9 protein-coding genes are annotated in these 12950 nt (G+C 39.4%); 2 read left to right on the forward strand and 7 right to left on the reverse strand.

Annotation, left to right across the window (positions count from 1 at the left end):
- Positions 1 to 10: 10 nt before the first annotated feature.
- The 7 genes from V2I46_07105 to V2I46_07135 all read right to left on the reverse strand — a co-directional run bounded on the left by V2I46_07105 (position 11) and on the right by V2I46_07135 (position 9866).
- A complete protein-coding gene (locus V2I46_07105; protein MEE4177259.1) occupies positions 11 to 595 on the reverse strand; it encodes a 5'-nucleotidase in 585 nt (194 codons plus the stop codon).
- A 432-nt stretch (positions 596 to 1027) separates the two neighbouring features.
- The gene (locus V2I46_07110) at positions 1028 to 1639 is read right to left on the reverse strand and encodes a YigZ family protein (protein MEE4177260.1); all 612 of its coding nucleotides are present in this window, start codon (positions 1637 to 1639) and stop codon (positions 1028 to 1030) included.
- Positions 1640 to 1693: 54 nt separating this feature from the next.
- Positions 1694 to 2566 (reverse strand): DMT family transporter, encoded by an 873-nt coding sequence (locus tag V2I46_07115; GenBank protein MEE4177261.1) that lies wholly within the window; start codon positions 2564 to 2566, stop codon positions 1694 to 1696.
- Positions 2567 to 2578: 12 nt separating this feature from the next.
- On the reverse strand, positions 2579 to 3637 hold the full coding sequence (gene ribD, locus V2I46_07120) for a bifunctional diaminohydroxyphosphoribosylaminopyrimidine deaminase/5-amino-6-(5-phosphoribosylamino)uracil reductase RibD (GenBank protein MEE4177262.1): 1059 nt from the start codon (positions 3635 to 3637) through the stop codon (positions 2579 to 2581).
- Positions 3638 to 3775: 138 nt separating this feature from the next.
- A complete protein-coding gene (locus V2I46_07125) occupies positions 3776 to 6541 on the reverse strand; it encodes a PAS domain S-box protein (protein ID MEE4177263.1) in 2766 nt (921 codons plus the stop codon).
- Positions 6542 to 6822: 281 nt separating this feature from the next.
- Positions 6823 to 8007, reverse strand: coding sequence for a SpoIIE family protein phosphatase (locus tag V2I46_07130; protein ID MEE4177264.1), 1185 nt, complete (start codon positions 8005 to 8007; stop codon positions 6823 to 6825).
- 8 nt (positions 8008 to 8015) lie between these two features.
- Positions 8016 to 9866, reverse strand: a complete 1851-nt coding sequence (locus V2I46_07135; protein ID MEE4177265.1) for a [Fe-Fe] hydrogenase large subunit C-terminal domain-containing protein — start codon at positions 9864 to 9866, stop codon at positions 8016 to 8018.
- Positions 9867 to 10468: 602 nt separating this feature from the next.
- Here V2I46_07135 and V2I46_07140 point away from each other — a divergent pair.
- On the forward strand, positions 10469 to 10948 hold the full coding sequence (locus V2I46_07140) for an NAD(P)H-dependent oxidoreductase subunit E (protein ID MEE4177266.1): 480 nt from the start codon (positions 10469 to 10471) through the stop codon (positions 10946 to 10948).
- Entirely contained in the window at positions 10938 to 12887 is a 1950-nt protein-coding gene (locus V2I46_07145; protein MEE4177267.1) for an NADH-ubiquinone oxidoreductase-F iron-sulfur binding region domain-containing protein, read from the forward strand. The genes V2I46_07140 and V2I46_07145 overlap by 11 nt, the downstream gene beginning before the upstream one ends.
- The last annotated feature ends 63 nt before the right edge of the window (positions 12888 to 12950 follow it).

Genomic DNA, 12950 nt, shown 5'->3' on the forward strand with positions numbered 1-12950 from the left:
ACTGGATAACCTAGTCCATAAAATAAATCCTGCCATCCAATTCAGAAAAAAGTTCCCTTCCGCTTGCTGCTTCACGCTCCATAAACAAAATGATGGCATCCCTAATTCTCATTCCAACCACTTCAGTGTTCAGCGGGTTGAGAAAGAAACGCATCCGGTCACCACCTTCAGCCAGGTAATCGGAAGTAACCACTTTATAATTCTGGTTTGGATTAAATTCTTTTCCCTGAATTAAAACGTGTCCCAGTTTTCCTTCTTTAATTCCTAACTTCAGGCCGGAAATGGGCATTCCCCTGTCGCTGCTGGCAACATATTCAAACAATTCGTAAGCTTTCTCACCAGATAGGGTAATTACCACCATTTCATTCTCAAAAGGCATGATTTCAAAAACTCGGGACTTGGTAATAGGGCCTTCAGGAAGGCTTGCCCTTAATCCACCATAATTTAAAAGGCAAAAATCAATTTTCTGTCCATCTTCGGGGACATAAAATTCATCTGCAACCTCAAAAACCAGATCCGCAATAAAATTGTTAAGTAAGCCTTCCGGCGATGCTTTTCTCATTGGGAAAGGAGAGAAAGCCAGAACCTGGTTCATCTCTTTCTCAAGTTCAAAGCGGTAACCTGAAATAAAAGAATCTATTTCTGGGTCTGGATCTGGTATTGTTTTTGAATCAACCGCAATCAATTCACTGCTTATTTCCTTTGAAAAATGTTTTTGCTGGCAAGCAGGGAAAACCAGAAAAATACAAATGATAAGAGAAAACACAAGCCTTTGGTGGATAACCATTGCAAAACTTTTTTAAATATTATGATTTACAGGGAAAGCAATATTATAACTAATTAAAGTAATATGCAAAAAAAAATGTATGTATTACTTTATTTATAAAGACTTTAACCAAGCCGATTTTAATTTACTGTGTAGAGTTATAAACTATTAGTATTAAATTGTTTATGAAATAGTCATAAAAAAAAAGAAAAATCATTTAGCAAATAAATCAAAAACATTTTGAAAACAGGATAATAAGAATTAATCTTCTGCAATTTTAGTTACACTAATCTCCTGTATCAAATCTAGGCTTTCAATTATCTGGCGGGACAGACTCTTTCGAACCTTAAATTTTAGATTACATTTTAAATCAAACTTATGATCAAATTGTTCCAGGTCAAATTCTTTCATGATCTTCATTACATCATTCATCGCCAGGTAGTCAAAATCAATCTGATAATATTCGTGTAAAATCCTTATAACCAGGTTAGCATTCTGCAAGGCATCTAAAGTTGCTCCTTTGTATGCATCAATCAGACCACGGACACCGAGTTTTGTTCCACCGAAATACCGCACAACAATCACAAAAACATTGGAGAGGCCATTAGAAAGCAACTGGCCATAAATTGGTTTTCCTGCAGTTCCTGAAGGTTCACCATCGTCATTCATGCGATAATGCTCACCGGTTTGCCCCAAAATCCAGGCATAACAATGGTGGCGTGCATCATGATATTCTTTTTTTACGGAGACCAGAATCTCATTAATCTGTTCTTCATTCTCAACAGGCCAGGCAAGGGCAATGAATTTACTTCCCTTATCCTTGTAAAGGCCTAGGGAGGGCCCATCAATTGTAAGGTAAGTATCCCCTTCCATAAAAAAGAAATTTAACTATTATTCAGTGACAAAAAGATTTGAGCTCATTTGGCTTTAACCTCCCATAGCAACAAGTATTATGGCACAAACTGCCAGGAATATTCCAAACCAATTTACTGGCAGTAGTTTTTCCTTGAAAAGGAGAAAGCCCGAAAGAGCTGAAAGACCTACAATGCTAACATTAAAGATTGGAAAAAATACGGAGCTGTCGAAGTACCCGAGTGCAACAATAAAATAGTAACTCGAGCCAAAGTTTAGCAGACCAAGCCAAGTTCCCGCCAATATGCTTTTAGGTGAAAATTTAGACGAAGTATTTTTTTTATAAAGCCCGGAAACCAACCAAATACTCAGACCAATTAAAAAACTTACGGAAAAAACCACTCCAAGGAAAAGCATGAAATCATTACCAAAATCGGGCAGTTTGGTTGTGGCATGCTTGGTAAGCGAATCATTGGAACCATTCCCGAGGAACAAGAAAATTGGTAAGATGATGAGGCGAAAATCAATCCTGATGTTACTTTTCTTTTTAAATGTAAGGTAAAAGGCCAAAAGTGAAATTAATATCCCAGCTAATTTAAGGGTCGTTGGAGGTTCAGCATAAAGGAAAATACCAATTGAAACCGGGATAACCACCGACATCTTGCTTGTTACAGAAGTAAGGGCCACCCCAACCTTTTGGGCCGAGAGGGCAAAAAGGAAAAAGGTCAGAATAAATGTGACCCCTATTATGCATGAAAAGATAAACCAGTTCTTTTCAGGTAGCCCTGCAAAGGAATATGTTTCGGGATGCAAAACAAAACTCAGGATGGCCGCTATCAGGTAATTTGCTGTGATGGCTTGGGTGTTATTGATAGAGAACCGGGTAAAAAGCCTAAAAGTTATGACAATGCTAGTTGATATGATGATTGCAAGAAGCAGGTAAACCATGGTTAGAGGATGTTAATAATTTAAAAAGTTTTTAAACCAGAAAAAGCCTTCATTCCCAATTATTATATGCGCTAAATTGGAGGGTTTAATTGAGGGGGCTTTTATCCCCTCACCAAAAAATTGAGGTCCGCTAAAAACCCTGGCTTCATCCCATAGGTCTTGTTTAACAAAGGATTGAATAAGCTTTTGTCCGCCTTCAACAAAAACAGATTGGATTCCCTGACTATAAAGATATTGCATCAGATGTGACAAGCTTACCAGTTCACCATCAAAAGGAAGTTTTAAAAAAGTGGAAGTGCCGTCTTTTTTATCCAGCCTTTCATTCAATATGAGGGTTTCCTGTTTTTTGTCAAAAAGGTGCAAGTTTTGGGGTAGTGCCAATTTCCGGTCAACAACAATACGAAGCGGTTGGTGCCCAGACCAGTCGCGAACATTCAAACGTGGATTGTCTGCCAAGGCTGTGTGTGTTCCTACCATGATTGCAGGTTCTTCACTGCGCCATTTATGTACAAGAATACGCAGATTCTCACTTGTTATCCAGGCTGGGCGTAGCACAGAACCAGGGGGACGCAATGAATCAATAAAGCCATCAGCGGTTTGCGCCCATTTAAGGATAATAAATGGCCTCTTCTTTTCGTGAAAGGTGAAAAACCTTTTATTTATGGCCTGACATTGGTTTTTCAAAACCCCAACGGTCACTTCGCATCCATTATTTCTTAATCGGGCAATCCCTTTTCCGGTGACCACATCAAAAGGGTCAACACTTCCAATGACTACACGCCTGATTCTTTTACGGATAATCAAATCAGAGCAGGGAGGTGTTTTTCCAAAATGACTGCAGGGTTCCAGATTTACAAATAAGGTGGATTCAGAAAGAACTGAAGAATCCTTGACTGATGCTATAGCATTGACTTCAGCATGAGGACCTCCATAAACACGATGGTAGCCTTCACCTATGATTTGGTCATTATAAACAATTACACTACCCACTAAAGGGTTCGGTGCCACCGACCCAAGCCCTTTGGAGGCTAGGTCGAGGCACCGTTGCATGTATTGCTCATCTTTGGTCATGAAACTACTCCGGAGAAATTCAAAAATTTCAGGCCAAATGTAGCATTTTATTCTGAAAGGTTAAATAGTAGGGTTGTTATCAAAGGCGCTTGTTTTGTTAATACTTTTTTCGTTTTCTGACTTTTTTTGTTTAGTTTATCAGGTTTCACCTGGTTCACTGGATTCAATATCCTTAAGTATCTCTATAAGCACATGCATGATCTTCGTTATGTCGCTTTCGAGGACCAGCATGTGCTTGCGTATGTCTCCCGGAGCCCTGGCTTTTCTAATCACTTCCTGCAGTTCTTCTACCTTAATGGCAGTTTTACTGAACCCAAGATAGTGAAAACCTGGTTTAATACGGTGTAAGGCCTGAGCTGCAAACTCGCCTTCGTCCTGCTCAATATATTCATTGACACGATCGATAGTAGCAGGGATCTGCTTCATGAAATGTTGAATCATTGAAGTAGTAGCCCCGGTATTATCTTCAAAAATCTCCTTTAGGGCAGATTTTACTGTAAGCTTAAGTTCTTTCAACTCATATCCACTAGTGAGCGTAGTTGTACCATAGGTATCTTGCCTTTCTTCAGTCTGCTCAACCTCAAGTTTAGAGTTTTCCAATACTTTCTGAAATAACACATCTGGCTCAGAAGGCTTCGTAATGAAATCATTCATTCCCGTTTCTCTTACCCGGGTGCGGGTTTCGTTATTAACATCCGCTGTAAGGGCAATGATCGGTACCTGGTGATCCAGAACGCTGGAAGATTCATCGCGAATCACCTGGGTAGCTTCAAACCCATCCATTTCGGGCATGTGAACATCCATCAAAACCAAGTCAAAGTTCTTCTCAGAAAGTTTCTTAATCGCCAAACGCCCGTTTTCAGCAGTCTCAACCTGGGCATTCCACTTCTTGAAAAACTGTGACATTACAAACTGGTTCATGCGATCATCCTCAACGAGAAGAATCCGGATGCCATGAAGGTCTTTAACCCCTTGAGACAATTTGCCAGTTTCAACTTCCATTTTCTTTTCGCTGATTTCCATGGGAAGTTCAAACCAGAATGTTGAACCAATTCCTTCGATGCTTTTTAAGCCAATTTCACCGCCTTGCAGTTCAACCAGCTTTTTGCTGATGGAAAGTCCAAGACCAGTGCCACCAAACTTCCGGAAAGTATTTTCTTCAGCCTGAGTGAAACTTTCAAAAATGCTTTGACGCTTTTCCTCTGGGATCCCAATGCCAGTATCAGAAACTGAAAACCTCAATCGACAGCTTTGTCCACTTCGCTCAAGCATTTTCACATAAACATCAATGTGCCCTTCAGAGGTAAACTTAACTGCATTACCTAAAAGATTAAGCATGATCTGACGTAACCTGCCGGCATCTCCAACTACTGTTTGAGGAACGTTTGGATTAATACGAACCCTTACCGGAATGCCCTTTTCGTGTGCCTTAAAATCAATGGCTCTGGAGGTTTCATTAACAAGTTGTTCAAGGTTAAAATCAGTTTTATCCAGATTAACTTTCCCTGCTTCCAGCTTTGAAAAGTCCAGCACATCATTGATAATGCCTAATAAATGATCGCTTGAGAATTTAAGGGATTTAAGGTTCTCAGCTTGTTGTTCACTAAGTCCTTCTTCCTGAATCAGCAAGTCTGCCAAGCCGATAATGGCATTCAGAGGGGTCCGGATTTCATGGCTTACACTTGAAATAAAACTGGATTTGGCCCTTGCAGCTTCTTCTGCAGCTTCTTTTGCAGCAATGAGTTCCTGCTTGCTCTTCTTGGTTTCAGAAATGTCACCTTGCGATCCAAGTACCCGAATAGGTTTGGTGTTTTCGTCATAAACAACGGTAATCTTCACTTCTACCCATTTATAGGTACCATCACTACATTTCATTCTGAATTCAAGATCTTTCTGAGGAACAATGCCACCTTTAATACTGTCAAAAAGCAAGCTTGCAGAATCCTTGTCATCTGGATGAATCAACATTTCCCAGACGCTAAGGGTATTTTTTATCTCCTGTTCATTATAACCCAAAATCTCCTTCCATTTGGGTGAAAGGTAGAGTTCATCGGAATTCAGGTCATAATCAAAAACGCCATCATTGCTGGCTAAATGGAGAAGAGATAGCCTCTCAGAGGACTTGCTCTCATTGCTTTGCTCTTGAACTCGCTCTGTAACGTCAATAGCTGTGGCCAAAAATGCAGGCTTTCCATAAAAGTCAATAAGCCGTGCAGAGAAATCAACCCATTTTTCGGTCTGGAATTTATTCTGTAAACGAAATTCAAATCGCATCCCACTGTCTTTCTTTACAAGAAACCAGTTCTCGGCGCGAATACCTGAAAGACTGTCAGGGTGAATGAGCTGCCAGATTTCCATTGTCAACAATTCTTTTTGGGCATACCCACTTAAGTTTTCCATGGCAGGATTCACATATTCAATTCTCAAATCCTGAAAAATGACCATGGCGAGGGGAGACTCATCAATAAGTGCCCTGAAGAATGCTTCGCTGGTTTCAGCATCACGTTTTGCTTTTGATAATCTTAGCAAATAAATACCAAAACCAATAAAAATGCCAAGCATTAATAATAAGGCCAGGGCATAATAAACAAATACCTTCAAAGAAAGCGGACGGAATAACTGGCTTGTCAGCCTGAGCATGCTCAACCCTAAAATTTGGGCAGTTTGGCCCTGGTATCCCAGCGGCTCTGTACCCATGAATTTTAGGGGAGCAACATTCTCTTTGGCTGAAAAAAGAATGAAGTGCCTTTCAGAATTTGGGGAGGGGAGGTCTGAAAAGCCTTGTTGCTCAGAATATACCTGTATTTCTTCCCCTTGCGACAGACGTATTCTGTCAGTAATGGGGATTGAGATTGTTTGGTATGTAAGTAGGCAACAAAAAACAGAGAGTAGAATTTTTTTCACGCAGTTTATTTAGTTATACATTCAATTTTCTTGTCGGACTGTCAAATTTATTCTGCTTTGACATTACAAATGTAAAACAAAAAAATCGTTTTCCAAATAAAAAAGTATGTTATAATGTAAAAAAATGTAGACTAAAATTAAACCTATTCGTAAAAACCCTTATTTATCAAGGGTTTTTACTAGTTAACAAACTAGAAAAAACACGTACTTTTTTTAAAATTTAGAATCAATCTAAATAACTATTAAATAATATCATTAAATTAATTAATATGTAAGTATCTCTAAATGAAATGAAAGCTTATTTCTTTTAAAAATTTGCTTTCAAGTATTTTTGCAATTTTTTTCATAACTGTCCGGCGAATTTCTAATTCAACAGGTAAATTTGGGTCTTGGTGAGCTACATTAATGGCTGTGCCGATCCAGAGATGAATAGAATCACTTTCTAAAAACAATTTTACTATAATATCTGCTGGTCCTTTGCCAAGCTCTGTGCGGGTGCTATACTTTTCCAGAATCTCTGATACCTTGCTTAGGGTTAGGATTCCTTCCGTAACAAGATCAATACCTTCCATAAAAGAAATTGGGGGGAGTTCTGGATCATCAAATTCAAGGGTATCTTTTATGGGAATATTCAATTCCCTGGAGATAATATCTGCAGTAGTACCACCACAAATAATTTTTTCTCCATTAAATCCCCCTACTATTTGCGCCAATTCTTTATCCTTTGCCTGGTCAAAAGGAGGTCCTGAACACAATAAAAGTTGTCTGGGTTCACGAAAATAAATAACAACCACACTCATATCATCCTTAGCCTGGTAGTTATCATTGGCGTGTGCCTTATTCACGATTTTTCCAGCCAGTTTGGCTGCTGAAATCTCTGGCTTTTCCCTTACACGATCCAGAACGAGTTGCTCAACGTTTTCAAGTCCCCAGCCTAGCAGATAATTACCCTTACCCATACCTGACTGAGTGATGCCGTCACTCATTAGAATAATCCTGTCTTCTTTTTGAGCTAAAAAGGAACAGGCTTTAATTTCCTTTCCAGCATTGTTTTCCGACTCCAGCATTAAATATTGCCAGTCAGGCTTAAACGTATCTTTGTCCCTTAAAACAATGGGGTCAGGATTATCATAGTTTATAATTGTCGTTTGCCCTGAATCCTCCAGGTCAACAATAGTAAAGGTTGAATAACTAATTTTTCTTTCACTGCAAACCGGCAGTGTGTTCATTATTATCTCGGCAATTTTCCTTGCATCCTTATGCTCGCGAGTAAAATTCATACCCATTGTAGCCGTAAGGGTAGCAAGTAAATTGGCCTTAACACCATGCCCCATGCCATCCGAAAGCACTACAACCGTGCGATTTTCTTCTTTCACTTTCTGGGAAACGAAAACGTCCCCGCAGATTCTTTCACCTGCATGACTCTTTTGAAATGAACCAACCTCAATATAAAATAGATCCTTCATGCTTAATTTCAGGGTTTATTGATTTTTTGATACGTTTCAATAATTGAGTTAAGCATTTTTTCAGTTGTGCTGGCCCCTTCACCAAGTAAAAATGCAATGTTCTGTACCATTTTCAGGTTTTCGTCAATGACCTCGGTTACACGATTTATGATCTCTTCCTGGCGCACCTCTGCCACATACATATCGCGGAAAACCGCACCTACTATTTTATTTGGCTTCAGGCTGTAAACACTAACGTTTAATAAACTGTCACCATGTGTAACATCTTTTCCTACAACATTTTCATCATTTTCAAGGACATAAGAAAACAGGTTATAAATTGGATATGGCAACAAGGTCTTAAGATCGGCCCCAACCAATCCCGGAATAACTTCATTGATCATTTCCGCATCTTCACCCAATACTTTAATAAAACTTTTATTCGATTCAATGATCTTTAGTTTGTCGTCAACAATGACAGCAGCTGAAGGTAAGTTTTGAAGCAGTGTGGAGATAGTATCTGTTTCCTGTATAATTTTCTGGTTTTCTGACTTTAACGCTTTTTCTGTCTCCTGTAAAAGTTCATTCTGCTTTTTCAGCTTCTCATTATTATTTTTTAATGTTTTAATATATTCAGTCTTGCTTTTCAGTGAAAAGGTCTGACACATTTCCGGCTTGCTCAAACCCTGGCTAATGGATATGGCAAAGTCCTTGCAACTGTTGAATCCACAGGCACTGCATGCAGAGCGATCTTCCATGTCCTTTCCCAAGCTTTTCATAATTTCCTCAACCTGGTCATTACTTGGAACCGGTAGCCTTTGATCGTCCTTTTGAAAAGTTCTTGAAAGGTCTAGACCCGAATATTCATTAAGTTCCTTTTCCCATTGTTTGGAATCAAAATTCTTTAGTCTTTTATTAGAGTATGCCAGAACCATTGAACGGCGTAGGAATTTATGGGAGCGGTCTGTGGTACCAGGCCCCATCAAGCATCCCTGATCGTAAAACAGGCTGAAATGTTTTTTTATGGTTTCAGTATTCTGGCTGAACTCATCCACAGCCTGAATCATGTTTTCTTTCCCGCTGGCTGAAATAGTTGACCCTGAAAGCAAGTCAGCATTAATCCCTGCTGCATAGACAAACCCACTGGGAAGGGGATAAAGAGAGCCCAGGTTGCCAATTGGAGAGTCAAATTCAGAATACTCAACTTTTCCCTCCTTAAAATTAAAGCGCGAAAAAAGTTCCCTTAATTCCTTAAAGGTTAAAACGCCATCTACTTTCCCATCGTCCTCAAATAAACCCGCATCATATTTAGCCGAAAGACAGGGGCCAAAACAAACCACCTTGACATCCTTGCCATAAGCCTTCCTGACCACCTTTGCCATGGCGGTCATTGGTGTAACCAATGGTGCGAGGTTATCGCTGAGTTCCGGAAAATATTTTTCAACATAGGAAACCAAACTAGGACAATTGGCTGCCAAATAATACTTCCCCTTAAAGTTCTCGAACAGCTCTTTATATTTTTTTGCAACCAGATCAACTCCAAATGAAATCTCGCTAACATAAGCAAAGCCTAGTTTACGTATCATCTCAACAAATTTCCTGTAATCCTTTATGTCAGGAAATTCTCCGCTGATCGTTGGGTCGACAATAGCAGCCACCTTGTTTTCTGAATTAAGAAGTTCAATGACTTGCTCCAAATCACTATAATGAGATATTGCATTGGATGCACAAACTGAAAGACAACTTCCGCATCCAATACAACGGTCATGGTGAACAACAGGCTTGCCATCACTTCGCGTTGCAATGGCTTTTACCGGGCAAACCCGGATGCAAGCATAAGATTGAGTACAGCGACTATGGTCAATGTTTATGATTCGCATAATTCCCTGGTCTTTAATTTTTTTCTGACATTTTCGTACCTTACTCGTGGTTTTCAAAAAATTGCTCAAGAATGTTAATCACATTCCCCTCTGTAACCTGGTTAAACTGAATGTCATTTATTTTAATCATGGGACCAAACTCACAGGTTCCAAAACAATGCGACCCTTGAAAAGTAACTAATTCCAGCCTTCCGGTTTCTCTGAGATAATTCTGAATTACTTGTAAGGTTTTCTTGTTTCCACGTGAGAAGCAACTGCTTCCCATGCAAATGGTGATTGTTATGCCCTGTCCATCCATATATTTCTTAAATATAATTTTTTGTGCTTCAAGGATTAACAAAATTACTCAATCCTTTTAAATTAATCGTTATTGGTATAACATCTCAAGGTCTTTTTAGCTTATTCTGAATTAATCTAAATTACATTTAACCCTCCAATAGAATAACAAAATTCCTTTTTATTAGGTTTTTAGCATAATAATGCGTTATCCATAAGCAAACCTGACCTATACAACCCATTGAAATTACAATATTTAAGGAAAAAAACTTTTCATTATCCTTAGATTTGAGTATTATTGTGAAAAAAATTACAACTTACATTCCATGCCCCCTTCAATTGATTCAATTCTTGAACGATTCCCCAACAAACAAAGGGAAGATCTGATTCCGATGCTTCAGGAAATACAGGATGAATTTGGCTTCTTGTCCGAAGAAATCATTAACCACGTGGGTGCTTACTTATCCATTTCTGTAAATAAGATTTACGGAGTGGCCACCTTTTATGACAATTTCAGGTTTGGACCAACCGGAAGGTTTCATATCAGGCTTTGTCATGGAACCGCATGTCATGTGGCCGGAGCTTCAACTTTTATCCAGGAATTAGAAAAACAACTTAAAATTAAATCCGGAGAAACAGACAAAGAGGGGCTTTTCAGTCTTGAGGTTGTTTCTTGCGTTGGAGCTTGTGGTCTTGCCCCAATTATTGAGATCAATGGTGAATATTTTACCCAGCTTACATCCGAGAAACTTAACGATATTCTTCAATCCTTCAGAATAAAAGACCAAGATATTTATGAAAGCTAAATCGCCCGATGCTTTAAAGCAGTTTTTAATAAATCAGGTATTGCTTGATCCAAATCGCCTTGAAAATGAACGGTTGGAGAAAGAGCTTTCATACATTAGCCGTGAGCGGGTCAACAATCCTATTATTTATGTTGGAATGGGTACCTGCGGCCTGATTGCCGGCGCCGGTAAGACTTTCAAAGCAATCCAGGAGTATATTGATGACCATGGAATTGATATTGAGTTGATTAAAGGGGGGTGCATTGGTCTTTGCAGTGCTGAACCTATTGTTGATATTCAGCTTCCGGGAAAGTCACGTATTTCTTTCGGAAATGTCAAGCAAGACAAGGTTCAATATCTTTTGGATGAGATTTTAAATCATAACATTCCTGACCTCCAAACCATTGGTCAATATAAAAATGACATCTCTCAGCCTTGGGAAGGAATCAATCCTATTTTTGACCATTCCTTTTTCTCTGGTCAGCAAAGGGTCCTGCTTGACAATTGCGGCCTGATTGATCCTGTATCCGTTGAACAATATATTGCACGGGGTGGCTATTGGGCCTTTGCCGATACAATTTCCAGTCTGACACCTAAAGGAGTTTGCCAGCTTATTGAAGAAAGCGAGCTTTCTGGAAGGGGAGGAGGAGGTTATTCCACTGGCAAAAAATGGGCAAATACATTAAAAACCTTCTCCGATCAGAAGTTCCTGGTTTGCAATGCTGTAGAAAGTGATCCAGGTAGTTATATGAACCGGGTGATTATCGAAAGCAATCCCCACAGGTTAATAGAAGCTGTTATAATTGCAGCCTATGCAATTGGTGCTACTAAATCCTTTATTTTTATCCGTCAGGAATTTAAACTCGCTATTGAGCGGCTTGAAAAAGCCATTGAAAATGCACGCGGATATGGCTTGCTGGGACATCATATTTTTGACTCAGGAGTCAATATCGATATTATCGTTAAACGAGGGGCAAGAGCATTTGTTTGTGGCGAAGAAACAGCCCTCAATAATAGTATTGAAGGGAAGAGGGCCATGCCCGAATCCAAACCGCCCTATCCTTCGGAAAAGGGATTATGGAACAAGCCCACCATAGTCAACAATGTTGAAACGCTTTTCAATATCCCCTTGATCCTTAAAAACGGGCCCGATTGGTTTAAGAAAACAGGAACCGACAACAGTAAGGGAACCAAGCTTTTCACCCTTTCAGGAAAGGTTAAAAATTATGGTACCATTGAAGTCCCAATGGGCACAACATTCAGGGATATCGTTTGGAAAATTGGAGGCGGTACCTCTGGAAAGCAGAAATTTAAGGCCGTAATCCTTGGCATTAACTCAGGAAACTATATCACGAAAAAAAACCTTGACAACAGAATCGATTATGAAGAATTGAAATCCATTGGCACATCCCTTGGAAGCGGAGGTTTTGTGGTTATCGATGAGTCAACCTGTATGGTTGATTTGGCCAAATACTTTACCAATTTCTTTAAAAACGAGAGTTGTGGGAAATGTATTCCATGCAGAGAAGGTACTGCAAGACTTCTGGAGATCATGGAAGTAGTTACCCAAAGACCCGGGAAAAATAATCATTTTCAATCACTTGAACGTTTCAAAGGGGTCATGCAACTGCGATCACTGGCAAATGTCATGAGGGATACTTCTCTTTGTGCACTAGGGAAATCTGCACCCAATGCCATACTCAACACCCTAAACAATTTTAAGGAAGAATTTGATGCGCATATTTTTGAACGGAAATGCCCGGCCAATGTTTGTCGCGACCTGCGTGTCTTTTCTATTGATGTAGATTTGTGCACTGGATGCACCGCCTGCTACAAGAAATGCCCAGTCGATGCCATCATTGGATCTGCCAGACATCCCCACTTTATTGTTGAAGAAAAGTGTATCGGATGCGGGCTTTGCTATGATGCTTGTAAATTTAATGCCGTATTAATTCAGTAAGGTTCAAAAAAATAATATGGACTTTCAAATAGAAGTGAATAACAGCTTGATCGAAGTGAGTGA

Origin of the sequence: Bacteroides sp. (assembly GCA_036351255.1) — a bacterium.
GTDB lineage: Bacteria > Bacteroidota > Bacteroidia > Bacteroidales > UBA7960 > UBA7960.

Excerpts from the sequence above, each read along its gene's own strand:
- V2I46_07105 (MEE4177259.1), bottom strand. The coding sequence starts at position 595 with ATGAACCAGGTTCTGGCTTTCTCTCCTTTCCCAATGAGAAAAGCATCG.
- V2I46_07110 (MEE4177260.1), bottom strand. The coding sequence starts at position 1,639 with ATGGAAGGGGATACTTACCTTACAATTGATGGGCCCTCCCTAGGCCTT.
- V2I46_07115 (MEE4177261.1), bottom strand. The coding sequence starts at position 2,566 with ATGGTTTACCTGCTTCTTGCAATCATCATATCAACTAGCATTGTCATA.
- ribD (MEE4177262.1), bottom strand. The coding sequence starts at position 3,637 with ATGACCAAAGATGAGCAATACATGCAACGGTGCCTCGACCTAGCCTCC.
- V2I46_07130 (MEE4177264.1), bottom strand. The coding sequence starts at position 8,007 with ATGAAGGATCTATTTTATATTGAGGTTGGTTCATTTCAAAAGAGTCAT.
- V2I46_07135 (MEE4177265.1), bottom strand. The coding sequence starts at position 9,866 with ATGCGAATCATAAACATTGACCATAGTCGCTGTACTCAATCTTATGCT.
- V2I46_07140 (MEE4177266.1), top strand. The coding sequence starts at position 10,469 with ATGCCCCCTTCAATTGATTCAATTCTTGAACGATTCCCCAACAAACAA.
- V2I46_07145 (MEE4177267.1), top strand. The coding sequence starts at position 10,938 with ATGAAAGCTAAATCGCCCGATGCTTTAAAGCAGTTTTTAATAAATCAG.